The sequence below is a fragment of the Nocardia sp. CA-145437 genome, from assembly GCF_050956485.1.
Taxonomy (GTDB): Bacteria; Actinomycetota; Actinomycetes; order Mycobacteriales; family Mycobacteriaceae; genus Nocardia.
In genome coordinates this window covers 3,870,155-3,895,092 of the sequence record NZ_CP191204.1, presented here as the reverse complement: position 1 = coordinate 3,895,092, position 24,938 = coordinate 3,870,155, and the positions used below count along the sequence as shown (strand labels likewise).

At 68.8% G+C, this 24,938-nt stretch carries 21 protein-coding genes; 7 read left to right on the top strand and 14 right to left on the bottom strand.

The genetic code is table 11. The features are described from left to right. Positions 1-240: 240 nt before the first annotated feature. From ACQPYY_RS18235 to ACQPYY_RS18225, 3 genes are all read right to left on the bottom strand, one after another. Positions 241-1,419: a cation:proton antiporter gene (locus tag ACQPYY_RS18235; protein ID WP_433590284.1), complete on the bottom strand. Its 1,179-nt coding sequence runs from the start codon at positions 1,417-1,419 to the stop codon at positions 241-243. A 6-nt stretch (positions 1,420-1,425) separates the two neighbouring features. Continuing rightward, positions 1,426-1,908, bottom strand: coding sequence for a cation:proton antiporter regulatory subunit (locus ACQPYY_RS18230; RefSeq protein ID WP_433590283.1), 483 nt, complete (start codon positions 1,906-1,908; stop codon positions 1,426-1,428). Positions 1,909-2,076: 168 nt separating this feature from the next. Next, complete coding sequence (locus ACQPYY_RS18225; protein WP_433590282.1) at positions 2,077-2,862, bottom strand: FkbM family methyltransferase; 786 nt, start codon at positions 2,860-2,862, stop codon at positions 2,077-2,079. An 897-nt stretch (positions 2,863-3,759) separates the two neighbouring features. Between ACQPYY_RS18225 and ACQPYY_RS18220 the strand changes: the two genes are divergently transcribed. Next, positions 3,760-4,170: a hypothetical protein gene (locus ACQPYY_RS18220; protein ID WP_433590281.1), complete on the top strand. Its 411-nt coding sequence runs from the start codon at positions 3,760-3,762 to the stop codon at positions 4,168-4,170. Between the two features lie 1,499 nt (positions 4,171-5,669). Here ACQPYY_RS18220 and ACQPYY_RS18215 read toward each other — a convergent pair. Together ACQPYY_RS18215 and ACQPYY_RS18210 are read right to left on the bottom strand one after the other, a co-directional pair. Next, on the bottom strand, positions 5,670-6,743 hold the full coding sequence (locus ACQPYY_RS18215) for an NAD(P)H-dependent amine dehydrogenase family protein (protein WP_433590280.1): 1,074 nt from the start codon (positions 6,741-6,743) through the stop codon (positions 5,670-5,672). A 14-nt stretch (positions 6,744-6,757) separates the two neighbouring features. Next, the gene (locus ACQPYY_RS18210; protein WP_433590279.1) at positions 6,758-7,576 is read right to left on the bottom strand and encodes an SDR family oxidoreductase; all 819 of its coding nucleotides are present in this window, start codon (positions 7,574-7,576) and stop codon (positions 6,758-6,760) included. A gap of 94 nt (positions 7,577-7,670) precedes the next feature. Between ACQPYY_RS18210 and ACQPYY_RS18205 the strand changes: the two genes are divergently transcribed. The 5 genes from ACQPYY_RS18205 to ACQPYY_RS18185 all read left to right on the top strand — a co-directional run bounded on the left by ACQPYY_RS18205 (position 7,671) and on the right by ACQPYY_RS18185 (position 13,189). Next, on the top strand, positions 7,671-8,249 hold the full coding sequence (locus ACQPYY_RS18205; RefSeq protein WP_433590278.1) for a TetR/AcrR family transcriptional regulator: 579 nt from the start codon (positions 7,671-7,673) through the stop codon (positions 8,247-8,249). 306 nt (positions 8,250-8,555) lie between these two features. Continuing rightward, complete coding sequence (locus ACQPYY_RS18200) at positions 8,556-9,932, top strand: SPFH domain-containing protein (protein WP_433590277.1); 1,377 nt, start codon at positions 8,556-8,558, stop codon at positions 9,930-9,932. A gap of 86 nt (positions 9,933-10,018) precedes the next feature. Then, positions 10,019-11,824 (top strand): fatty acid--CoA ligase FadD11, encoded by a 1,806-nt coding sequence (gene fadD11, locus ACQPYY_RS18195; RefSeq protein ID WP_433590276.1) that lies wholly within the window; start codon positions 10,019-10,021, stop codon positions 11,822-11,824. A gap of 91 nt (positions 11,825-11,915) precedes the next feature. Next, on the top strand, positions 11,916-12,512 hold the full coding sequence (locus ACQPYY_RS18190; protein ID WP_379099827.1) for a TetR/AcrR family transcriptional regulator: 597 nt from the start codon (positions 11,916-11,918) through the stop codon (positions 12,510-12,512). 23 nt (positions 12,513-12,535) lie between these two features. Beyond that, positions 12,536-13,189 (top strand): enoyl-CoA hydratase-related protein, encoded by a 654-nt coding sequence (locus tag ACQPYY_RS18185; RefSeq protein ID WP_433590275.1) that lies wholly within the window; start codon positions 12,536-12,538, stop codon positions 13,187-13,189. Positions 13,190-13,321: 132 nt separating this feature from the next. On the opposite strand, the gene ACQPYY_RS18180 is transcribed toward ACQPYY_RS18185, so the two are convergent. The 9 genes from ACQPYY_RS18180 to ACQPYY_RS18140 all read right to left on the bottom strand — a co-directional run bounded on the left by ACQPYY_RS18180 (position 13,322) and on the right by ACQPYY_RS18140 (position 23,701). Continuing rightward, the gene (locus ACQPYY_RS18180; protein WP_433590274.1) at positions 13,322-16,411 is read right to left on the bottom strand and encodes a crotonase/enoyl-CoA hydratase family protein; all 3,090 of its coding nucleotides are present in this window, start codon (positions 16,409-16,411) and stop codon (positions 13,322-13,324) included. 199 nt (positions 16,412-16,610) lie between these two features. Continuing rightward, entirely contained in the window at positions 16,611-17,282 is a 672-nt protein-coding gene (locus ACQPYY_RS18175; RefSeq protein WP_433590273.1) for a sterol desaturase family protein, read from the bottom strand. A 20-nt stretch (positions 17,283-17,302) separates the two neighbouring features. Next, on the bottom strand, positions 17,303-18,037 hold the full coding sequence (locus ACQPYY_RS18170; RefSeq protein ID WP_433590272.1) for a FadR/GntR family transcriptional regulator: 735 nt from the start codon (positions 18,035-18,037) through the stop codon (positions 17,303-17,305). Positions 18,038-18,121: 84 nt separating this feature from the next. Continuing rightward, positions 18,122-19,009, bottom strand: a complete 888-nt coding sequence (locus tag ACQPYY_RS18165; protein WP_433590271.1) for a GNAT family N-acetyltransferase — start codon at positions 19,007-19,009, stop codon at positions 18,122-18,124. Positions 19,010-19,159: 150 nt separating this feature from the next. Then, the gene (gene mshC, locus ACQPYY_RS18160; RefSeq protein ID WP_379099807.1) at positions 19,160-20,398 is read right to left on the bottom strand and encodes a cysteine--1-D-myo-inosityl 2-amino-2-deoxy-alpha-D-glucopyranoside ligase; all 1,239 of its coding nucleotides are present in this window, start codon (positions 20,396-20,398) and stop codon (positions 19,160-19,162) included. A gap of 167 nt (positions 20,399-20,565) precedes the next feature. Next, positions 20,566-21,363 carry an SCO1664 family protein gene (locus ACQPYY_RS18155; RefSeq protein ID WP_433590270.1) on the bottom strand — a complete coding sequence of 266 codons (798 nt, stop codon included), beginning with the start codon at positions 21,361-21,363 and terminating at the stop codon, positions 20,566-20,568. 4 nt (positions 21,364-21,367) lie between these two features. Next, complete coding sequence (locus ACQPYY_RS18150; protein WP_357098508.1) at positions 21,368-21,973, bottom strand: DUF3090 domain-containing protein; 606 nt, start codon at positions 21,971-21,973, stop codon at positions 21,368-21,370. 20 nt (positions 21,974-21,993) lie between these two features. Further along, the gene (locus ACQPYY_RS18145; protein ID WP_379099800.1) at positions 21,994-22,734 is read right to left on the bottom strand and encodes a histidine phosphatase family protein; all 741 of its coding nucleotides are present in this window, start codon (positions 22,732-22,734) and stop codon (positions 21,994-21,996) included. Between the two features lie 16 nt (positions 22,735-22,750). Further along, positions 22,751-23,701, bottom strand: coding sequence for an undecaprenyl-diphosphate phosphatase (locus tag ACQPYY_RS18140; RefSeq protein WP_433590269.1), 951 nt, complete (start codon positions 23,699-23,701; stop codon positions 22,751-22,753). 263 nt (positions 23,702-23,964) lie between these two features. Between ACQPYY_RS18140 and ACQPYY_RS18135 the strand changes: the two genes are divergently transcribed. Beyond that, positions 23,965-24,924 carry an aldo/keto reductase gene (locus ACQPYY_RS18135; RefSeq protein WP_357277124.1) on the top strand — a complete coding sequence of 320 codons (960 nt, stop codon included), beginning with the start codon at positions 23,965-23,967 and terminating at the stop codon, positions 24,922-24,924. Positions 24,925-24,938 lie beyond the last annotated feature (14 nt).

Here is a 24,938-nt window from a genome sequence, read left to right as displayed (position 1 = left end):
AAGTGGACAGCGGACTGTTTACCACGATCGGTAGCAGTGCAAACGAACGCACCCGTCACTCACACCACACTCACAGCTCCCGCCTCGGGCGTATTCCGGCGAACGGGTGGACCGTGCCACCAGGTCGCGGCGACGGGTGGGCCGAGCTCGCTACTCCCCCGTGGGCTGAGCTCGACCCACTCTCACGCTCGCGGATCTGCGGGAAACACTGCAGCGGTGATCGCCGGTGCGAGCCTGTTGTCAGGCCGCGCGTGCCCGTAGCCGGTCGACGCTACGCAGAATCGGTTCGAGCCCGCGGGCGGCGACCGGACCGAGAATGGCCATCAACAGCACATAGGTCGTCGCCAGTGCCGCGAACTCCGGTGGTGCGGCGCCCGCGGCCACGGCGAGACCGGCGATGACGATGGAGAATTCACCGTGGGCCACGAGCGCGGATCCAGCGCGAGCACGTCCGTAGCGGGAAGCCCCGGCCCGCCCGGCGGCCCACCAGCCGGTGGCGATCTTGGTGGACGCCGTGACCACCGCCAGCAGCACTGCCCAGCCCAGCACCGGCGGAATGCTCGCCGGATCGGTACTCAGCCCGAACAGCACGAAGAACAACGCCGCGAACAGGTCCCGGATCGGTTCCAGGAGTTTGGTGGCGTTGTGGGCGGTGGAATCGGAGATGGCGATGCCGAGCAGGAACGCACCGACCGCCGCCGAAACCTGCAACGCGGAGGCGAATCCCGCGACCAGCAGCGCCGAGCCCAGCAACTTGAGCAGGAAGATCTCCCGATCACTGCTGTCGACGATCAGCGACACGTAGCGGCCGAAGCGTAAGGCTACGACGAGCACCAGGGTGACCGCGGCCAGCGCGATGCCGACCGTCTGCAATCCGGCTACGAAGCCCACCCCCGCCAGGACCGCGGTCAGCACCGGTAGGTAGCCGGCCATGACGAGGTCCTCGAACACGAGAATCGAAAGGATGGTGGGGGTTTCGCGGTTCCCGACTCGACCCAGGTCGTTGAGCACCTTCGCCACGATGCCCGAGGAGGAAATGTAGGTGACACCGGCCATGGCGATGGCGCCGGTGACGCCCCAGCCCAGCAGCAGCGCCACCGCGACGCCGGGGGTGACGTTGAGCACGACGTCGACCAGTCCCGCCGCCCACGAACTGCGCAGTCCGGTCACCAGTTCGGAGGCGGTGTACTCGAGACCGAGCAGCAACAACAGCAGGATGACACCGATCTCGCTGGCGAGTTCGATGAATTCGTCGACATGATGAAGTTCGATGAGACCGCCGGTGCCGAATACCAGACCGCCCACCAGGTAGAGCGGGATCGGCGACATACCGATCCGGCCGGCCAGGCGGCCCAGCAGGCCGAGTCCGAAGAAGATGGCACCGAGTTGAATCAGGGACAGGGCTGTTTGGTGTGCCATCAGTCCTCAGCCGTCCGTCAGGATCCGGCCGGCCGCGGTGAGTCCGTCGACCGTGCCGACCACGACGAGCATGTCTCCGGCGGTCAGCACGAAATCGGGGCCGGGAGAGGGCAGCACGTGCCCAGCGCGCATGACAGCGACGATGGAGGTGGTCGTGCGAGTCCGCATCTGTGTATCACCGAGTAGACGTCCGTCATACGGGGATCCGGCACGTAAGGGCAGCTGCCGGGACGCCAGACCTGTCAATTCCCGATGTTCGTCGTCGAGCTGGGCCATCAGCTGCGGTGCCCCCAGGAGGTTGGCGAGCACCGCGGCCTCGGGGCCGCTCATCGGAATCTGTTCCGAGGCATCGGGATTGCCGATGTGGCCGATGAGCAGATCGATGGATCCGTCCTTGTGGTCGATCACGCCGACGCGGCGACGCGATCCGGACAGCTCGAACTCCTTCCGTATGCCGATGCCGGGCAAGGGAGTCACTTCAATATTCACAAATCGAACATAACGGACATTTACTCACCGGGTTCGGGGACCTCGGCACCCGTCCGCCGTCCCGATCGACAGTGGTCTGGCCTCGTCGATGCTCAGGAAGATCCCTTGCAGAGCAAAGGGTTCCGAGTATGCGCGGCAACCGGCAGACCCGGACAGCTCGTCACTGCGTCACCAGGTTGGTGGCCGAAAGGCGAAGACCTCGTAGAGCTCCGTTCCGCGCAGGAACGCGTCCTGACGCACCTCCGTAGCCAAACCCTGGGAGCGCAACAGCGCGCAGAACTGCGCCAGGCGATCGCCACAGTCGTGGACTTCGGCGACGACGGTTCGCATCCGAGCCCAGTCCGATTCGGCAATGCCGCGGACGACATCCAGTTCCGCTCGCTCGACATCGATCTTGACCAAACCGATTTCGCCTGCCGGTGCCTGGTCCGCCAGCAATGCCGACACGGTAGTGACCTCCACGTCGATCTGTTCGCCGTCCTGGAGGTCGTTGGTGACGAGAGCGATCGCCTTCTGATCGAGGCCGCAATTCTGCAGAAAGATCGTCGTCGACCGGTTGGCACACTGACGGTCCGCGTACAGGCTGTAGTTCGCTGACGCTCGTGGGTACCAGGTGAACTGTGCGGTGCCCTTGGCTGCGCCGACCCCGATTTCGAGCGCGATGCCGTCGGGGACGTGCGCAACCATGTTGCGGCGCAAGCACTCGAATGTCAGTGGAGCGGGCTCGACGGCGATGACGCGCACGCCGGGACAGGTATCCGCGAAGGCTATTGCGCTGAGACCGATGTTCGCGCCGATATCGAGCACGATGTCGTCCGGGTGCAGTTGGGCGGCTGCCCGTCGGTAGTACCCCTGCGTCGACATCTCGTCCCAGAGCATCCGGGCCTCGGCGGGGCTCGTGCAGGTCACCGATCTGCCGTCCGCGAGAGTGAGTCGTTTGAGGGAAGTCAGCATCGTCAAGCACCTTTCCGGAACAGGGCCGAGCGCGGCCGGCATCGTGGGGCGTATCAATTCGGGTGACGCGTATCGACGACGGTGTGGCAGATAGCCGCTGATGAAGAGCCGCCACGCGTTCACGACTGCTGCGTCGAAAACCCATCGACGTGACGAACCGGACCAACAGGGCGATGTGAAAACTGTTGAGCCCAGGGGAGAGTCGGTCGCCGCCCACCGCAGCGAGTTACCCGGCGGTCGCCACCCCGACCCCGGACCTTCGTCGTATCGAAGCTCGATGAGCCCGCTCGAACGGTGCCGCGCCGGGACCGCCTTCGGTCCCGTGCGCGATGGCACGTATCGGATCCACCGCGCCGATACACCGAACCACAACCAGATTTCGAATCGCCGGAACCCCGCAGCCCGGCGTCGACGGTCGTCGTACACCTAGCGGGTCACTCTAGCCCTCACGACGACTCGCGTCCTGCATTTACCGGAAAGGGTCGCATTAAATCTGAGCAAGTATGTCCGTTTGGTCTGGAATTCAGTGGCTCTGGACGGCACCGCCAGGCGGCCTGTGGCGCCGCAACAGCCTTGTTAGCGAACACTTTGCCATCGAATCGGTCTTGCTTCACCGTCGAGAGGATGTCGCGCTGACGCTCCGCGGATTCGCATCTGAGGCGATACGAACAGCGTGTGTGGGTCCGTGAGATTTAGAGGATCCAGATCATGTCAAATTGCGAGACAGTTGCCACACGCTATGCCTATCATCTATCGGCGGCTGCTGGCCCGCCGCGTCGTGCCGCTGTACCGATCGAGTGTCTCGAGACTCTGCGGGCGCCTGTGAAGCCGGCGGCAGCCGTGCGAGGAGCCTCACGAGAATTCCGAGAAACATGTGAGCAGATTTGGGACGGATTGATGACTTCACCGGAAGTGGCCGAGCACCTCGCAACCCTGGTATCCGCCACGGGGATGGACGTGGAGTTGGGCGGAGTTGTCCGTATTCTCTCGTCGGCCCCTGCTGGTCGGACGACGACGCTGTCCGGCGACGAGCGCGAACAGCTTCTGATGGAGTGCCTCGAGAGTCTGACTCGGAGCACTCCCGCCGCTGTCGTGTTGCGCGGCGCCACGACAGCGTTCGTCGCGATTCCCTCGAGGCGACCGTTCCGCCTGATCGGCCGCCGGGCGACGAACGACGTCGGCGGGTCCTTGCCGGCGTTCGCCGCGCACGCCCGTCAGTTGATCAAGGTCAAAGTCGGCGCTCTGGGCGAGGTCACCGCCCGCCTGGTCGACCCTGACAAGCCGAACAGGCCGAAACTGTCGCACTGACGTAGCACTCGGTCAGCGCCTGCCGGCGCCCCGGGCCGCAGGACCAATTCCATCGCCGTGCAGGGGATTTCACCCCGTCGCCCCGGGCGTGAACCGCGCCGAGCCTCCGGGGGGCCTCGTCGTTGACTGCTGCTTCAGGCAGTATCACTTGCGATGAGGCCTTCGCGGTGATCGAGAGATATCGCGACCTGCCTGCGAGTCCAGGTGCCGGGACAACGAACGCACCGACATTCGGCAGGGGTTCCCTGCCGAACGGAGTACTTTCGGCGGCCTACCGCGGAGAATGAAGACCTTCTCGAGTTCGGCGAAGGGCCGGTCGCCTCTTGCTCGGAGCTTCCCTTGGTGATCTCACGCAGTGCGTCATTCTCAGAATTGTCGATACCACTGCCCGGTCGTGATGATCTCTCTTCCCTCCAGGATCCGATCGCGGCCGACAGGACGCCAATACCGATCGGTCCCCACTCGCTGGGCACCACTACCACGAATGTGGCTATTTTGTAGCAATAGGATCGAAGCGCTGACCCTGCGTCGTATGCGATGCCGGCCCTCGGGTTCAACTGCGGAAATATCGCCTCAGAGCGTCCATTTTGCCCGTTATGGGCCGGTCATTAAATGGACAAATCGGAATTTCCTTCGGTTAATGTTTAAAAATGAGGTCTCTAGAGGTAATCTGGCGAATGATCCGCAATCCCTCAATGCGGATCCCCGATTGGGGACGTGCCCACCCACGCCCCCAATGTTGCGCGGTGGTGCCGCCCGAGTCCAGTGGCACCACCGTCCGGGTTTCCGCCCGTGCGATACGAAGCGAACAGGAAGAGGAAATGGTCGATACGCCATCGACGGCGCCGTCCTACGCGGGCGCCGCCCGACAAGCCCTGCGTCGCCATCCACGAGTTTTATTTCGGCAAGTTCCCTTTCGTCACTCTTCCGAAACACCGAATCGCGAGTCGAGGAAGACAACACGATGACGTCGGGGAGCGTGACGTTCGGCAATGTTCAGGTCGTATGGAGCAGCGAGAGGTCTCTCTTCATAGCCTTCAGTGCGGACTTCCCGGGGCTGTACGCCAAAGACCGGTGGTCTGCCGTGCGTGCTCGCCGGCTCATGGAAGAGCGTGTACGAAGTCTTTTGATCGCCAACGAGCTGTGAGGTTCGAATGGCAACACGCAAAGTAATTGTTCCCTTGGCGGAGGTCAGTGGTTGGCAACTGCAGAACTTGTCGTCCTTTTTATTGTCATGTGGACGATCCTGTCATTCATTATCGGGTGGGCCTTGATGGGGCGCCGGCGCTGACTTCGACCCGAGGAGGAGAAACCTGTGTCCGCGCAAGTCAGCGGAATCAGCACTGTTGGCTGTACTGGAAATTGGGCGCGGGGACACTGGGCGGGGGTTTGTACCTCTCGGGCCACACCGTCTTGTCGTCGTAGGTCAGGACGCATTGTGCTGCCGCTGGGGCGAAGTGAAAGATTTCGCCCCAGCGGCAGCAGCGGTTTTCGTCAGTTCAGCGGATGGTGCCGAAGCCGGGGATCAGTGGGAGGTCCAGGGGGGTGACCCAGCCCGGCGGGAGGGCGTTGACGGCGGGGACGGCGTTGAGGGCGCGCATGCCGGTGGACAGGCAGCCCGCTACCGCGGGGGTGCGGCCGGAGCCGTCGGTGAAGCGGAACGAGGTTTCCTGGGCGATCGAGGGGCTGCCGAGGATGTCGACGCGGTAGACATCGTCCTTGGTGCCGGCGGGCCAGTCGGGGGCGGCGTCGAGGCCGATGCGGTTGACGTGTTCGAGGGTGATGACCTCGCGGCCGTGGTAGACGCCGTTGATGGTGAAGCGGATGGCGGCGACGGTGCCGGCTTTGACGCCGCCCTTGGCGGAGGGACGGTCGGTCGGGGTGACCCACTTGTCCCAGGTGGTGGTGATGGCGTCGAGTTCGATGCCCGCGGCCGCGGCGATCATGGGAACGGTTGCGCCCCACGCCATGATGAGCATGTCGGGGTGTTCGAGCAGGGCTTTGAATTCGGGCGGGTGGCCGATGCCCATCTCGAATTCGTAGTCGCCCTCGTAGTCGGTGTAGTCGAGCAGTTCGGAGGCGCGCACCGACTGCACCTCGCCGCACAGGCCCATGAGGGTCAGCGGGAACAGGTCGTTGGCGAAGCCGGGGTCGATGCCGGTGGTGAAGCACGACGCTCCCCCGGCCTGGCAGGCTTCGGTGATCGGGTCACGCCACACGGCGGGCAGCTGCTTCATCTGCGGCCACACCCACGGGGTCATGGCGGTCGAGCAGACGTCGATGCCGGCGCGCAGGAACGCGCCGATGACGCGCATGTTCTCCTCGGCGAGGGCGGCGGTGGGCCCGTAGTGGACGACGGCGTCGGGGCGCAGCGCGATGAGTTCCTCGACCGAATCGGTGGCCAGGACACCGGTTTTCGCGGCCCCGCACAGGTCTCCGGCGTCGCGGCCGACCTTGTCGGGATTGCTGACGCCGACGCCGACGAGCTCGAAGGCGGGGTGGCGCAGGATCTCGGCCAGCACCATGGAGCCGACGACGCCGGTCCCCCACAACACGATGCGTTTGGTGGTCATGGTGACTCCTGGATTCATCGGTGGAATTCGCCGCAGTCGACGGTGAGCATCTGGCCGGTGACGGCGGTGGCGAGGTCGCTGGCCAGGAACAGGGCCGCGCGGGCGACCTCTTCGGGTCCGGCGAGGCGGCCCAGGTCGGTGGGCGCGGCCTTCTGCCGGTAGATGTCGTCGTGGGTGACCCCGGATTGGCTTGCCAGCCAGTCGAAGTAGGCCTTGTTGATGTCCTCGTACACGTACGAGGGGGCGACGGAGTTGACGCGGATGCCGCGCGGGCCCAGTTCGGTGGCCAGCGAGGAGGCCAGGTGGGCGAGGGCGCCCTTGGACAGTTTGTAGCCGGAGTATTCGGGCTGCGAGCTGTAGGACACGCACGAGTTGAGCATGATGATCGACCCCCGGGACGCGGCGAGCGCGTCGGCGAACAGGGCCGAGAGTCGCAGCGGCGCGAACACATTGGTCTCGTTGGCGTCGCGCAGCGCTTCCACGTCGATCTGGGTGATCGGGTACATGGGCGGGATGGCGAAGGCGTTGTTGATCAGGCAGTCGACGCGGCCGGCCGCGTCGACCGCGCGTTCGGCGAGTGCGCGGCGCTGATCTTCCTCGGTGATGTCGGCGCGCACGACGTGGGCGGTGGCGCCGAGGGCGCGGGCTTCGTCGGCGTATTCGTGCAGGCGTTTCTCGGTGCGTCCGGCCAGCACGAGGGTGGCGCCCATGTGGGCGGCTTCGATGGCCAGGGAGTGGCCCAGTCCGGGGCCGACGCCGGAGATGACGATGACCTTGCCGGCCAGCAGCGGTACCGGGCGATAGGTGTCGGGGATGTGCGGGGCGGCTGACACGACTCCTCCTCGAGTCCTCAGCCGTTACAGAGCGTAACGACTTAGTTGTGACAGACTGTAACGACTCGTGCCCGCAGCGACAAGGACGAAATCCGTGACCACACGCCACCGGCTCGGCCCGCACCGCGATCCGGCGGTGGACACCGCGGTCCTCGACGCCGCCCGCGCCCTGGTCGTCGAACAGGGTTACGCCGCAACCTCGATCGACGCCATCGCCGCCCGCGCCGGAGTGTCCCGACCGGCCATCTACCGCCGCTGGCCGTCCAAAGCGCACCTGATCGCGCAGGCGGTGTTCCCCGACGTCGGGTCCGCGGTGGTGGCGCCGGATCTGCTCGGGGAGATCCGCAAGGTCATCCGCGGCACCATCCAGCTGTTCGGGTCCGCCGAAACCCGCGCCGCCATGCCCGGTCTCATGGCCGAGATGCGGGAGGACTCCGGGCTCTACGAGAAGCTGTCGGCCCGCCTGGACTCCCCCACCCGCGACGAACTCGGCGACTACCTGCCCGGGCAGGACACCCGCCCGGGACTGGACCCGAACACGGTGCTCGACACCATCGCCGGAGCGGCCCTGTTCGCCATGTGCATCCGCGATATCGACGATCTCGACGGCTTCGCCGCCTCCCTCGAGGACCTGCTGCTCTACGGCATCCTCGGTCGCCCCGCCGCCGACTAGCCCCGGGGGCGTGTTCAGGTCTCGGCGGGCCCGACGCCCGGACTGAGGTGAGCGCATCGAACAGCGGCCGGAATTCGACGACCACTCTCGGCGACCCGCTGCATTTCCGTCTCGGACAGTTCGATCATGTGGCCGGTTGGCGGTGCGGACCGGGATTCACCGGTGTGCATCCCGCGCCGGCGCGATCACGCCCACCCCGGCGACTCGGATCCTGCGCCACTCCCCCACGCCCGGACGTCGATCGCTGGTGGTTCGCGGCGCGAATATCGGTGGGCCGAACGGTCTTTCGCCGGTAGCCTGCCCGCCATGGCGGCGAAGAACAACAGCTATCTCGATCAGGTCGTGGCACAACAGGCCGAACTGGAGGAGGACCTGCGGCCCGCGTTCGCGCGGTCCGCGCCCGCACCCGCGGCGATGCCGATCCCGCCGGGCGCCCCGGGTCCGCGTGGCGCGCTGGCCAAACGGGCCGGGCGCGTGGGGTCGGCGCGGGAGAACACCCCGCAGGGTCCGGTGGAGGTGCGGGTCAGCGGCTGGTGGCGGTGGCGCACGGTGCTGGTGCCGCCCAACGCGTTCGTCGTGCACACCCGTCGCGGCGCGGCCGAACCCCTGCACATCGGTCTCGGTGTGTCGTTCCGGTTCGATCCCGCCAAGGACTCCTACCTGGTGGTGCCCGGCGCGATCCAGACCATCCTGATCAACGCCTACTGCATCTGCAGTGAACTGCAGGGCGTGCTGGTGCAGGGATACGTGCAGTGGATCATCGACGATTTCGCCACCGCGTACCGCAAACTCGACTTCTCCGACCCGGAGGATCCGATGCGGCTGGTCAACGTGCAGCTGCGCGAACAGGCCGAGGCCGCGATCAAGGACAAGGTGTCCACGATGGCGGTGCGCGACGTGCTGTCGGACAAGCAGCCCATCATCGAGGAACTCACCGCACGACTGCGCACCGTCGCCGAGGGCGCGGGCGACGGTGCGCGCGGGCTGGGCCTGTCGATCGTGACCGTGCAGATCAAGGAGGCCGTCGTCTCCTCGAACACGTTGTGGGAGAACCTACAGAAGCCCTACCGCAGCGAACAGAACCGGGTCGCGCGCCTGGCCGAACTCGACGCCCAGGAGGCGGTGTCGGTGCGTGAGGCCGCCGCCGGGCGCGCCGCCGAGCAGCGGCGCATCGAGAACGAACGGGAGCTGGCCGAACTGCGCGCCCGCAACGATGCCGCGTCCTTCGACCGCGAATCCGCTGAACGGCTGCGGCGCACCGAACGCGAGCACGAGGTGAACCGGGAGGTCGCCGACTTGGCTCAGCAGCAGGCGCTGCACACGCTGCGTCTGGAACGTGAGCAGCACGCCGAGAAGCTCGACAACGCCCGCCGCCAGGCCGAGCGGGTCGCGCTGCGTCAGGAAGCCGATCTGGCGTTGGCGCAGGCCAAAACCCGGGTCGCGCACGAGGCGGCGCTGCTGGAGTTGGATCGGCAGCGAGTCGGTGTCGACATTGCCAACAGCCGCAATGCCGCCACCATGCAGGCGGAGTTGATCGAGGCCCTGCCCGCGATCGTGGACAACCTGCCCACGCCGACGGAGTTGCGGACGGTGCAGATCGGCGGCGACACCACGGGATTGGCGAGCGTGGTGGCGCAGTTGTCGGACATCATCACCGCCATCCGCAAAACCGGACAATCCTGACGCGTCGGGTGTCGTCATTCGGGCCCGCCACGCCCCCGCGCCGTCATACCGTCTGAGAAGGCTTCGATGGTGGGAGTGGATCGAGAATGGTGATGAGCGAACCGAATACGACACCCGCAGTGTTCCAGGCGACCGCCGCGATCGACCCCGACGCGATCGCGGTCCGCTCGATCGGCGGCGCCGTGACCCTCACCTGGCGCGACTACGCCGCGCAGGTCCGCGAGATCGCCGCGGGCCTGGCCGCGCTGGGCGTGGGCCGCGGGGACACGGTGGCGTTCATGATGGCCAACCGCGTCGAGTTCTACCCCCTCGAGGTCGGCGCCCAGCACACCGGCGCCACCTCGTTCTCGGTGTACAACACCCTGTCCGCCGAGCAACTGCACTATGTGTTCAGCAATGCCGGCAACCGGGTCGTGGTGTGCGAAGCGCAGTACGTGGACCGGATCCGCGCGTGCGGGGTGCCCATGCGGACCATCGTGTGCGTGGACACCCCCGCGCCCGGCACGTTGAGCGTCGCGCAGCTCAAACAGCTGGGGCGCAGCGACTTCGACTTCGACGCCACCTGGCAGGCGGTGACCGGCGAGGACATCGTCACCCTCTGCTACACCTCCGGAACCACCGGCAACCCGAAAGGCGTGGAGATCTCCCACGCCAGTCTGGCGTTCGAATGCCGCGCCTACGCCTCGGTCATGCCGGTCGAGTTCGGAGACCGCATCACCTCGTTCCTGCCGACCGCGCATATGGCCGACCGCGTCACCGGCCTGTACCTGCACGAGCACTTCGGCACCCAGATCACCGTCGTCCCCGACCGCACCCAGCTCGGCGCCGCGCTCGCCGACGTGCACCCCACCATCTGGGGGGCGGTGCCGCGGGTGTGGGAGAAACTCAAAGCGGCCGTGGAGTATTCGGTCGCCGCCGAAACCGATCCCACCCGTCGGGCGGCGCTGGTGTGGGCGCTGGAGGTCGCCGCGCGCAAGGCCGCTGCCCAACTGGCCGGGCAGCCGCTCACTGACGGGCTGGCGCAGGAATGGGCGCGCGCCGACGCGGCCGTGCTGGGGGCGTTGCGCGCGAAACTGGGCCTGGATCAACTCAAATGGGCGCTCTCGGGAGCCGCGCCGATCCCGGCGGAAACCCTCGGCTTCTTCTTCGGGCTCGGCATTCCGATCTCGGAAGTGTGGGGCATGTCGGAGTTGACCTGCATCGTCAGCGTCGCCCCGCCCGGGCAGGCGCGGCTGGGCACCGTGGGGCGGCTGCTGCCCGGTCTGGAGTCCAGGATCGCCGAGGACGGCGAGTTCCTGGTGCGGGGGCCGCTGGTCATGCGCGAATACCGCAAGGAACCGCAGAAGACCGCCGACACCCTCGACGCGGACGGGTGGCTGGCGACCGGTGACATCATCACCTGCGACGCCGACGGATATCTGCGGGTGGTGGACCGCAAGAAGGAACTCATCATCAACTCCGCCGGAAAGAACATGTCGCCGGCCAATATCGAGAACACCATCAAAGCCGCCGCCCCGCTCATCGGGGCGCTGGCCACCATCGGCGACAACCGCGCCTACAACACCGCCCTCATCGTCCTCGACGCCGAATCCGCGCCCCCGTACGCCGCCCAGTACGAGCTGCCCGACGCCTCGGCGGCGACACTGGCCACCGACAAGACGGTGATCGCCGAGATCGCGCGCGGCATCGCAGCCGGGAACGCGAAACTCTCACGCGTGGAACAGATCAAGCGATTCACGATCCTGCCCACGTTCTGGGAGCCCGGCGGTGACGAGATCACCCTCACCATGAAGTTGCGGCGCAGACCGATCGCGGACAAGTACGCCGCTGATATCGACCGCATGTACGTGCCCGACCTGGCCGAAGGCGTCCACGAACCCGGTCCCGCCTGACCGCTTGCCGTGACACTCGGACCCCGGCGGTAGCGCTGGGGTCCGAATTCACCCCTTCATAACAGAGCAAGTGCTCTGTTATGGTCGGTGCATGCCCCGCCCCCGCACCCACGACCCCGATCGGGTGCTCGACGCCGCCGAAGCGCTCGCCGTGCGCTCCGGACCCGCCGCGGTCACCATCCGCGCCGTGGCCACCGCCACCGGCGTCTCCAACGGCGCGCTCTACCACACCTTCGGTTCCCGCGCGGAACTGCTGGGCCGCACCTGGATTCGCGCCGCCCACCGCTTCCTCGCCCTGCAAGCCGACCTGGTCGCCGCCGCCGGCGACGGCATCGACGCGGTCATCGCCGCCGCCGAAGCCCCCGCCGAATTCGCCGCCCGCCACCCGATGTCGACCCAACTGTTCTTCACCGTCCGCCGCGACGACCTCCTCGGCGACGACCTGCCCGACACCGTCCGCACCGAACTCGCAGCCACCCAGAAAACCCTGGTCGAGCTGATGAAAACCCTCGCCCACCGGCTGTGGCAGCGCCGCGACGCCCACGCCGTGGACACCCTCACCATCTGCCTGGTCGACCTGCCGACAGCGATCCTGCTCGACCGCGACCGGCTCGCCAATCCCGTAGCCCGACAGCAGTTGCGGGCCGCGGTCCGCGCGGTCCTCGACATCGGGCCCGCACCCGCCTGACCCACACCGCGAAGGAACCCCCCATGCCCACCCTGAGCTACCGCGACAAGATCGCCGTCCTCGACCTCGGCGGCGACGAGAACCGCTTCTCACCCGAATTCCTGACCTCCGTCGGCGAACACCTCGACACCGTCATCGCCGACGGCGCCCACGCACTGGTCACCACCGCGTCGGGCAAGTTCTACTCCAACGGCCTCGACCTGGACTGGCTGTCGGCCCATGGCGAACGGGCCGAATGGTATGTCGCGCAAGTCCAGTCACTGCTGGCGCGCGTGCTCACCTTCCCCATGCCCACCGCCGCCGCCCTGCCCGGACACGCCTTCGGCGCCGGCGCCATGCTCGCTCTGGCCCACGACTACCGGGTGATGCGCGCAGACCGCGGCTACTTCTGCTTCCCCGAAGCCGACATCCGCATCCCGTTCACCCGCGGCATGTCCGCGCTCATCCAAGCCAAACTCACCCCCCGATCGGCCATCGCGTCCATGACCACCGGACGCCGCTTCGGCGGCCCCGACGCTTTGGCCCACGACCTCGTCGACGCCACCGGCGACCTCGACACCCTCACCGGCACCGCGCTGGCCCTGCTCGGCCCGATCGGCGCCAAAGACCAGGACACCCTCGGCGCGATCAAGGCCACCATGTTCGCCGACGCCGTCTCCGCCCTCCACAACGCCTGACCCCGGGTCACCGGGCCAGACCCCCGCCTTCGCCCCGCCCCGATGAGCGATATGCCCAGGGGTGCGGGCGGATCCGACCCGCACGGCGGTCACTGACCGCCGTGCGCTGAACCGCCCGCACCGGGCTCGAGGTCAGCGGCCCTGCCAGACCGGGGGACGCTTCTCCACGAACGCGCGCATCCCCTCACCCGCGTCCATCGACGACAGTGCCGCCGCGGCGACCTGCCCCTGCTTGCCGAACGCCTCGGCGACCGACCAATCCGGGGCCTGCTCGATGATCTGCTTGCTCGCGTCAATACTCAACGGCGCGTTCACCGCCACTCGCGCCGCCAACTCCAGCGCGGCGTCGAGGGCCTTGCCCGGTTCGGTGACCTGATTGATCAGCCCGATCTCCGCCGCCCGGGCCGCGCTGATCGGGTCGCCGGTCAACGACAACTCCATCGCGATCGCGCGGGGCAGACGCTGCGACAGGCGCAGGACGCCACCGCCGACGGCGACCAGGCCACGCTTGACCTCCGGGATACCGAAGGTCGAATCAATCGCGGCGACAATGAGATCGGCGGCCAACGCCAGTTCGCAGCCGCCCGCCAGCGCCGGGCCCTCCACCGCGGCGATGAGTGGCTTGCGTGGCGGTTGGGACACGATGCCCAGGATGCCGCGCTTCTCGGTGACCGGCACCTCACCGCGCGCGGCCGCCTTGAGATCCATGCCGGCACTGAAATAGCCGCCCGCACCGGTCAGGATCGCGATCCGCGCGTTCGGATCGGCTTCGTAGGCGTCGATCGCGCGCTCCAGACCCAGCGCCGCGGCCAGATTGATCGCGTTGCGGGCGTGGGGGCGATTGATGGTGATGATCATGATGTGGCCGCGGCGCTCGATCAGCACCGGCGCGGGCGGCGGAGGCGGCAACGGCACCCGCGCCAGACCCGCGGTACTCGACACCGGCTCCGCGGCCGGTTCCCCCGCGCTCGACTGCTCAGCGCCCGATTCCTCAGCGGCTGAACCCGACTCGGGACGCTGCGCGGCCACCGGGGTGATCGTGTCACCGACCACGGTCACCGGCAGACCCAGCCAGTCGTCCTCGGCCAACGCGGTCACCAACGCGGAATCGGTGGAACGCACCAGCACTCGATCACCGGCGGGGGTCAGCAGGCTCACGATCGCGGCCTCGGGGAGACCGTCTCGACCATAAGGCAGGGTGTAGGCCTCCACCACGGCCTCGCCGTCATAACCGGTGCGGGCCGGGCGGGCCGGGGGATGCTCGATCACCGGAGTCAGATGCCGGTAGGGCTGTGCGGGCGGGGTCGCCGAATACACGCCCATCGCGTGCTTGGTCAGATACCAGCCCAGCGACGTGGCCAGACCGAAGGATTCGGGTTCGGCGCGCAACCGTCCCACCAGCGACGCCACCGCGTGCCCGCCGTAATTGTTGCCCGGACCGCCCCCGAAGGTCAGCCCACCGGTCACCGACAGCGGCCGCTTCGGGTCGTCGACCGGCAAACCCAGCTCGCGCGCCGCGATCTGCACCGCCACCGGGAAACACGCGTACAGGTCCACCGGGCCCAAATCGTCGGCCGTGATCCCGGCATGCTCGAATACCGCCGCACCCAGCGCCCCGATCGCCGGAGACGCCGCCAATTCCGCACGCTCGCTGACGAACCACTCATCGGTGCCCGACGCGCCCGCGTGCAGGAACACCCACTTGTCCTGCGGGATACCCGCTGCCTCGGCCGCGGCGGCGGAGGCCACGATGATGCCCGAGGCCATATCCACCGTCAGATTCGCGCACTCGAGCTTCGTGTACGGGGCCGAGATCATCCGATTGGCGTCGGTCACCGCCGCGATCTCGGTGGCGGTGAACTCCTGCGGCTGCCACGCCTGCGGATTGGCCGCCGCCACCGCCGAGAAGCGCGACCACAACTCCGCCACCGCGGCCGCGTGCTCGGCGGGCGTGCGACCCAACCGGTGCCGGTTGGCCGACTCGAGCAGCGCGTACATATTGATCGGGGCCTGCAACCCGGCCGCCGACTCCGCGGCGTTGTTGGCCGCCTTGTCGATCCCCACCGTCCGCGTCGGGGACACCGAGACGTCCTGCACCGGCCACGCCACCTCGACCCCGGCCCGCTGTGCCGCCGCCTGTGTCGCCCCGGCCTCCGCGCCGGTCACCAGCACCAGGTCGTAGTCGCCCGCCGCGATCGCCGCGGCCGCCTCGTTGATCACCAACTGGCCGCCGTCGCCACCGAACGGACTCGACTGCACCGTGTCCACCCCGTCCGCGCCAACCGCGGCCGCCACCAGCGCCCCCAGATCCCGGTACTGCCACGACGTCGGCGACACCGCGAACACCGCGTCCGCGCGCGCCAGCAACCCGTCCCCGACCCCGGTGTCGGCGGCCGCGGCCCGCAACGCCCGCACCGCCAACTGCGACGGATCGGCACAGGACGCGTCGGGGGTGCGCTGCACGATCTGGCCCACACCCACCAGCACCGGCGTCGTCGGAGCCAATACGACCCCGGAAGCCCGGTGCCGCACCGCCTTCCGCTCCGCCCGCCCCGACACCGGCGCGGCCGCCGCCGGCACCGCGGGTAACCGCGCCAGGGAATCGGTCAACGCGTCACCGAGCGCGCGGGCCACCGTGGCACCGAGCGGGCCCTCGATCGGCTGCCCCGACAACCCCGCGTCGATGTACACGCTCGACCCGGAACCGTTGGGCACCACCGTGATCCACAAACCCAGGCCCAAACCCTGTGGGCCGTGCCCGCGCAACCCGAGCCGCGAGTCGCTCACCTCGGTCACCAGCCACTGCACCTCGGCCGGAATGCCCATGAACTTGGCCACCTGCGTGTACTCCACGCCCATGGCCGCCGACCCCGGCGCCTGCCCACGCCAGCCCGCGTGGAAGCTCACCCACTCCGGAAGCCGTTGCAACTGCGCCAGATACGCCAGCGTCGCCGCCGCGCCGGTCTCGAGATCGCGATGCGCGTGCGCGGTGCGCGGATAGTCCGACAGGCCCTCGGGCAGGGTGTGCTCGACCGGCGTGGCCTCCACGGGCACCCCCTGGCCGGTCACGCCGGCGATGAACTCCCGCACGATCCGCGGATCGCGGCGCACCGTGCCCAGTAGCCGGCCCCCGGCACGCACCTGCCGGCGCAGCGACGCGCCCTTCCCCAGTCCCTGCTCCAGCACCGCACGCACACGATCGAAACCCGGCACCGTACTCACGGCCCACCTCCTCGCTGAGGGTCCACACCATCCGGCCCTCACGGTATCGGCCGTTCACCTGCCACGGGAAGAGTCGGCGCAACTTCGCACCCCACGAGATGTCGTGCGCGAATGCCGGTTCACAATTCGGGTGCCGTCCCGCCCGGCCATCGGGGGCGGCGCCACGACTGATGCTCGTGGTTCGCCGCCCGTGCGCGCGTCAGTAGCCGTGCAGATGGCGGGCGGTGGGTGAGGTCGCGACGGTGGCCGGGTCGGGGGCGGTGCCGAACAGGCGGTCGGCGGTGTTGGCGGTGGTCACGGTGAACCAGTAGTGCTCGTTCTTGTAGTGGTGATGGCGGTGGTGACGCCAGACCGACCGGTAGGCAGCGTGTTTGGGCTTGTAGTCGGTGTGGATGAGGTAATGGGTCCACTCATAGATCAGTCCGACGACGGTGATGGTGAGCACGAACGTCAGACCCGCCTCGACCCGGGGGAACACCAGCAGGGCCACCGCGACGACAGCGGCGATGACCGCCGCGAGCGAACGGGTCGGGATGAAGATGAGCGGGATCGCGCGAGGATCGGCGTGGTGCTTGCGGTGTTCGCGGGCCAGTTCGCTGTCGAGGGTGAGCCGGCCCAGCGCGCGCGGCCGCCAGTGCAGGATCGTCACGTGGATCACCCACTCGTACACCGGGAACAGCGCCACGATCGCCAGCGGGATGATCGCGTCGACGAGGTGCCAGCCGCCCAGCAGAATTCGCGTCGTCAGGGCGGCCACCAGGGTGACCCCGATCATCCACGGCGAGGGGTGGCGGGCGAATTCGCGGGCCGCCGCCGACAAGGTGAGGTCGCGGCGCAGTGCGCGCCCGGCAGTGGTCTTGGGATCGGTCATGGTCATACCTCGTGTTCGGGTCACGCCTGGTCGAGAGCGTGCAGCAGGGTGGTGGTCGCGGGGGTGAGCAGGGCGCGCGCCCGGTCGGCGGCGCGCTGCGGCTCGCCCGCGCCGATGGCGGCGGCCAGATCGCGGTAGGCGTCGATATTGCCCACCTCGGCCGACATCACCGGGGCCAGCGCCCCCAGCGCGGGCTCGTAGGCCGCGCGCAGCATGGAATACATGAGCCGGAACGCGATCGAATCCGCCAGATCCAGGATGTGATCCCAGAACTCCAGCGCGACGAGCTGCTGGTCGAGCGGGTCAGCGGATGCGGCCAGCCGCTCGGTCGTCGCGTCCAGCGCGCGCAACGCCTCGGTGACGTCGCGGCGGTCCGGTCGCGCGCCCACCCGCGCGGCCGCCAGCTCGGCGATCTTGGGCCCATTGTGCAGGCGGGCCTCGAGCACACTGCGCGCCACGGCCACATCGATGGTCGCGCCCCGCAGCAGCAGCCGGGGCAGCACCTCGAGTCCGGCGCTGCGCCGGTAGTCCAGGACCGTGGTCGCCTCGCCCTGGCGCACCGAGACCAGTCCGGCCGCCGAGAGTCGTTGCAGCGCTTCGCGCACCGCCGGTCGTGACACGCCCAGCGCTTCGGCCAGCTGCCGTTCGCTGGGCAGCGTGCTGCCGGCCGCCAGTTCGCCACTGAGCACTTCGGCGGTGATCTGTTCGAACACATCACCGGCGACGGAGCGTTTCACCACGGGGGTCCATGCCATGCCGATCAGTGTGCGCCGCCGAGGACTGGTGGTCAAGTGGTAAGACCAGTTGTCTCGTGCGGGGTTCAGCAGACCCCATGCGGTTCACAACTCGCGGGCGAACCAGACCTGATCCAACATCCGGATCCCATCGACCATCACCAGGTCCGAATACCCGGCCGCCGCGGTGAACACATCCGGCACGATCCGCGTCATCCGGAAGCCGCACCGCTGGTAGAAGCGCAGATTCCCGGCATCGGCGGTCGCGGTCGCCACCTCCAGCCGCCGCACTCCCGCCGCCGTCGCGGCCGCCACCACCGTGTCGATCAGCCGCCGCCCCACCCCGGCCCCGCGCAACGGGCGCACCACCGCGGTATTGACGATCTCCCACGTCGACTCGTCCGCCTCCGGCGCCGCCTGGATATGACCGACCACCTCCCCGGACGCGTCGCGCGCCACCCACACCCGCCCGCGCCCGATATACCCGGCCAGCAGCGGCTCGGAATCCTCGGCCATCCGGAACGACCACGCGATCTCGTCGCGATCACCGGTGAACTCCTCGATCCGCACCGCGTCCGCATCGGAGTCGGGCGGCACCACCATCAGCATCCAGCCCTCGGGGTCCAGCACCGCGAACGCGCCCGCCGCCACCCAATACGGATTGTCCGGAATCACCTCGGCCACACCATGATCGGCCAGCCGTTCGCGCAACGCCTCGAACCCGCCGCGCAGATAAAGCACCACCGCGTCCTCGGGGTCCACCGGCGGCGGGGCGGGCGCGTCGTCACGGCGCACCAGCTCGAGCTGGGCGCGCGGGCCCGGCAACCCGAACACGAACCCGCTGTAGCCCGCGTGATCGGAGAACGCGAAAAGCTGTGTCAGACCGACGATCTCCCGATAGAACGCCGCGCACTCGTCGAGCCGGGCCGTCGCCCGCGCGAACCGCGCCGCACCCACCGCCAACCCGTCCGCACCGGACTCCGCCGCACCCACCGAACAGCCCTCCTCACGACCGACGACACACCGCTCCCCAGGATGCGCCGTCCACCACCGCCCGGTCGACTCATTAACGCGCCCACCGCACACAAGAACGCGCGAGCCCGGACATCCGGGCTCGCGCGTCGGTCGGTCGCGGCAGCGCCGCTACAAGGCGATACCCAGCAGCGCGTCGACGGTGTCGGTGATCAATGCCGGAGCCGTCGTGTCGGGGCCGCCGTAGGCCAGCGCCTGCTGCGCCCACGCGTCCAGCGCCGCCAGCGCCTTGGGAGTGTCCAGGTCATCGGCCAGGTGGCGACGCACCCGCGCCACCGTGTCGGTCGCATCCGGAGCCGAGTCCAGCGCCACCGCCGAACGCCACCGCTCCAGCCGCGAAACCGCTTCGGCCAGTACCGCATCCGACCACTCGCGGTCGCTGCGGTAGTGCCCGGAGAACACGCCCAGCCGGATCGCGCCCGGATCGGTGCCCGCCGCGCGCAGCTTCGACACGAACACCAGATTGCCGCGCGACTTCGACATCTTCTCGCCGTCGAGCCCGATCAGGCCCGCGTGCACGTAATGCCGGGCGAAGCGACGGCCCTTCACCAGCGCCTCGGCGTGCGCGGCGGAGTACTCGTGGTGCGGGTAGATCAGGTCGCTGCCGCCGCCCTGCACATCGAACTCGCTGCCGAGGCGGTTGACCGCGATCGCCGCACACTCGATGTGCCAGCCCGGACGGCCCGCCCCGAACGGCGCCGGCCACGACGGCTCACCCGGCCGCTCGGCCCGCCACAGCAGCGCGTCGATCGGATCGCGCTTGCCCGGCCGCTGCGGATCCCCGCCGCGCTCGGCGAACAACCGGTCCATCGTCTCGCGGTCATACCCCGACTCGTAGCCGAACTGCTCGGTCGCGTCGTGGCGGAAGTAGATGTCGGGATACTGCGGGTCGTCGACCACGTACGCCGCGCCCGAGGCCAGCAGCTTGTCGACCAGCTCCACGACCTCCTGCACCGACTCGATCGCGCCGATGTAGTCGCGCGGCGGGATCACCCGCAGCGCCGCCATGTCCTCGCGGAACAGGTTGATCTCGCGGGTGCCCAGCTCACGCCAGTCGATGCCGTCGCGTTCGGCCCGCTCGAACAGCGGGTCATCCACATCGGTGGTGTTCTGCACGTAGTGCACTTCGTGGCCGGCGTCGCGCCACAACCGGTTGACCAGGTCGAAGGTCAGGTAGGTGGCCGCGTGGCCGAGGTGGGTGGCGTCATAGGGGGTGATGCCGCAGACGTACATCGTCGCGGTCGCGCCGGGGGTGACCGGGCGGACCTGCTTGTCGGCGGTGTCGAACAAACGCAACGCTGGTCCGGATCCGGGGACGGTCGGGACAGCGGTATCGGACCAGGACTGCATGATTCGAGGTTATCCCTGGGATCGGGCCGCGACGTCGCCGCCCCCGCGCCGGTGTGCCCCACGACACGCGCCCGACCGGGCCGACCTGCACCCTAGTCGCCGACCCGGCGGTGTCAATGATTGCAATCAGCGCGACGAGAACGCCGGAGGGTCCGCGACGCAGCGGGTCAGAACGCGGGCCAGGGAATCGGCCGCTGACTGGCGGGCAACGGCATCACCGGCTCGTCCAGCAACGCCCGCCCCCGCGCCTCGAGCGCGTCGATCTCGGCGTCGGTGATCAACCCCGCCAGCCGCTCACCCAGCTCCCCGGGCAGCGCCTTCACCAAAACCGTGATGTCGGTGAGCAATTCGTCGGCCACCGGCTCACCGGCCCACCCCCACAACACCGTGCGCAACTTCGGCTCGGTATGCAGGCAGATCCCGTGATCCACCCCGTACACGCGCCCATCCAGACCCAACAGGGCGTGCCCGCCCTTGCGGTCGGCATTGTTGATCAGCACATCGAGCACCGCCATCCGCTGCAGCCGCGCGTCGTCGGCGTGCACCAGCGACACCGGATGCCCGCCCGGATCCAGCGCCCGCAACACCTCCCGATACCCGTCGGGGATCGCGCCCACCGGGCACAGATCCACCAGACCCGGGCTCGGCTCGTCCTCGGCGGTGTCGATCCAGCGCTGCACCATGCCGGGCCCGAAAGGCCCCTCCCGTAACACCGTTTCCGGGATCACGCCCCACCCCAGCGCCTGCGACACCAGATACGAGGCCACCTCCCGCCCGGCCAGGGTGCCGTCGGGGAAGTCCCACAACGGCCGCTCCCCACGCTCGGGTTTGTACACCACCCGCTGCCCGCCGCCACCCGCCTCGCACACCAGGGTGACGTTGCTGGCGGTGGTGACCTGACCGATCACCGTCAACTCGGCGGTCAGCCACGACCGGTCCGCCGCGGGGCTGTCAGAGGCCGACACCGGATCAGTCCTCGGAATCGTCGGAGTCGTCGTCGGCTTCGGTGGCGCCGAAGATGTCGCCGCGCTTGTAGCCGTTGGTGCGCACACACATGTGCCCGGCCGTGGACAGCGGCTCCCCGCACAGCGGGCACGGCGGGCGGCCCGCCGCGATCACCCGCGCCGACCGCAACGCGAACTCCCGCGCCTGCACCGGGGTCAGGAACACCCGCACCGCGTCGGGCCCCTCCTCGGTGTCGTCGAGAACCACCGATTCGTCGACCTCGGTCTCGGTGATCGCCAACAGCTCCACCACCACCGCGCCCGCGTCGGCGTCCCAGCCCAAACCCATGGTGCCGACCCGGAATTCGGCGTCGATCGGCGTCACCAGCGGCGCGGTGTCGGCCACGTCGGCGGCCTGCGGGGGCACCGAGGTCCCGAAGCGCCGTTGCACCTCGTCGAGCAGCAGACCCATCCGATCGGCCAGCACCTTCACCTGCTGCTTCTCGAGCAGCACGCTGATCACCCGCGGCTCCTGCACCGCCTGCAGGTAGAACGCGCGGTCGCCCGGCTCGCCGACGGTGCCGGCGACGAAACGATCGGGGGTGCGGAAGATATGGATTGCCCGGCCCATTGCACCTCCATTCGGTTCACTCACACTGATGAATCGGGGCGTTCGCCAGCCCCATTATCCGTACTGTCGGTGGTACCCGTTTCTCCGCCGGGAACCGGCCCCGAGCGCGATTCGCCGCCTGTTCGCGGTGAAATCGCCGCCAACCCGGACAGATCGGTACCCGTGTCATTGACCCGCCACACATAGGGGGCGTTCGGGGTGTAGCGGACGACGCTGATCGACGCCGGTTCCACCACGATCCGCTGGAAGCCGTCGAGGTGAAGGCCGAACGCGTCGGCCAGTACCGACTTGATGACATCGCCGTGCGTGCACGCAATCCACAACACATCGCTACCATGCCGCTCGGCGAACTGCCGATCCCGTTCGCGCACAGCGGACACGGCACGGAACTGCACCTCCGCCAGCGACTCACCCGAGGGGAACCGCGCCGCCGACGCCTGCCGCTGCACCACCTTCCACAACGGCTCGGTGACCAGGTCGGCCAGGGCTTTGCCCGTCCAGTCGCCGTAGTCGACCTCGAGCAGCCGTTCATCCGGGTCGGCCTCGAGGCCCAGCTTGTCGGCGAGGGGGGCGACGGTGCGCTGGCAGCGCAGCAGCGGCGAGCACACGATGTGCTCGATCGGCAGCGATCCCAGCCGCTGAACCAGGCTCGCGGCCTGCTCACGGCCACGGTCGGTCAGATCGACGCCGGCGCTGCGCCCGGCCAGGGTGCGGGCAATGTTCGACGTGGACACGCCGTGCCGCAACAGGATCACCGTCACCGGGACAGCCTACCGACTAGGTGGCCGACACGACGCCGGTCGCGAGCAGCGCGATCACCGTCAACCCCAGCACGATGCGGTAGCCCACGAACCAGTCCAGCGAATGCCGCGCCACGAACTTCAACAGCCACGCCACCGACGCGTAACCGACCGCGAACGACAGCACCGTGGCCACCAGCAGCTGCGGGCCCGACGCGTTGAGGCCCTCACCAGCGGGTTCGAAGGCATCGGGGAGGCTGAACAGGCCCGAGGCCAGCACCGCGGGAATGGCCAGCAGGAACGAGAACCGCACCGCCGCCTCACGAGTCAGACCGCAGAACAGGCCCGCCGAGCTCGTCGCGCCCGAACGCGACACGCCCGGGATGAGGGCCAGGCACTGGGCCAGGCCCATGATCAGGCCGTCGCGGGTGGTGAGCAGTTCGATCGGTCGGCGCGCCCGCCCGTAGGTCTTGCCCGAGTAGTACTCCGCCGCCGCGATCACCAGCGCGAACACGATCAGCATGATCGAGATCAGCCACAGATTCCGTGCGCCGGTACGGATCTGGTCCTTGAACAGCAGACCCAGCACCCCGATCGGGATGGTGGCGATGATCACATACCAGCCGATGCGGTAGTCCAGTTCGCGCTGGGTGTCGGGATCGGGGCCGTAGGCGAAGGAGCCGTCGTCGGTCAGCACCGGCAGCTGGGTGGTGGCGCGCTCGTGCAGCGGCACCGAATCGCGTTGGCGCCCAGCGACCTTCATCCACACCGTGGTGCACCAGGCCACCAGGATCCGCCAGATGTCCTTGGCGAAATACACCAGCACCGCCGCTTCGGTGCCCAGCTGGGTGACCGCGGTGAACGACGCGCCCGCGTCATCGCCGAAGAACACCGCCGAGACGATCCGCAGATGCGCCGAAGAAGAGATCGGCAGAAATTCCGTCAGCCCCTGCACCAGGCCCAGCACCAGCGCCTGCACCCACGTCATCGACTCGCCCACGCAGCCTCCAGTCCCGAATCATCAGCTCCCGGTGAGCATTTCGACGCCCCGGGCCGTCACCGGCGCGGCGTTCGCGCCCCGCCGCAACGCTGCGACCCTACCGGGCCGTGATGGCGGGCCCGATACCCCCGGGTGAAATCGGGTTCCGGCTCGCGCGCGCCGCAATTCGCCGCGCTCGGCGCGGGCCGTAGCCGGGCGCGGGCCGCCGGTGCGCCTAGGCTGACGGCTGTGACGAAAGGGCAAGCGCGGTGATGCAACAACGGACGGTCGGCCGCAGCGGACTGCGGGTGTCGAGGCTCGGGCTGGCCACCCACACCTGGGGCAGGGAGACCGACGCCGAGGACGCCGCGGCCCAGCTGCTGGCGTTCGTCGAAGCCGGCGGCAATCTCGTCGACACCTCCCCGGCCTACGGTGACGGCGCCGCCCAGCACATCCTCGGCGAGCTGATCGCCGAAGTCGGCCGCGAGGACCTGGTGCTGTCCGGAAGTGCCGGGTACACACCGATACTCAGCGACGCCGCCGCCGACGCGCCCGCCGCGGTGCGCTGGACCGTGGACGCTTCCCGGCGCACCATGCGCCGCCAGCTCGACCACACTCTCACCCAGCTCGGCACCGACCACCTCGACCTGTGGACCGTCGCCGCCTGGGATCCGCACACCCCGCTCGAGGAGATCGCCGACACCTTGTCGTGGGCGGTGCGCTCGGGCCGCGTGCGCTACGCCGGAGCGCGCGGCTACGACGGCTGGCAGCTGGCCACCCTCGCCGCCGCCGCGCCGCTGACCGCCGCGAAGACCCCCTACTCGTTGCTGGCGCGCGGCGTGGAACACGAATTCGTGCCCGCCGCACAGCATCACGGCATCGGCGTCATCGCCACCGCGCCGCTGGCCGGGGGGATCCTCACCGGCAAATACCGCGACGGGGTGCCCGCCGATTCGCGCGGCGCCGACGAGTCGACCGCCGCCGAGATCACCGCGCATCTCGACGACCGGGCGGTGCGGGTGGTCGACGCGGTCGTCACCGCCGCCGACGGGCTGGGGACCTCGCCGCTGGCGGTGGCGCTGGCCTGGATCCGCGATCAGCCCGCGGTCGCCTCGATGCTGGTCGGAGCCCGCGATATCGGGCAGCTCACCGGCATCCTGGCCGCCGAGACCCTCGAACTTCCCCGCGCCATCGCCGCGGCCCTCGGAGACGTGAGCGCACGCACAGAATGAGCCAGGCTAGCCTT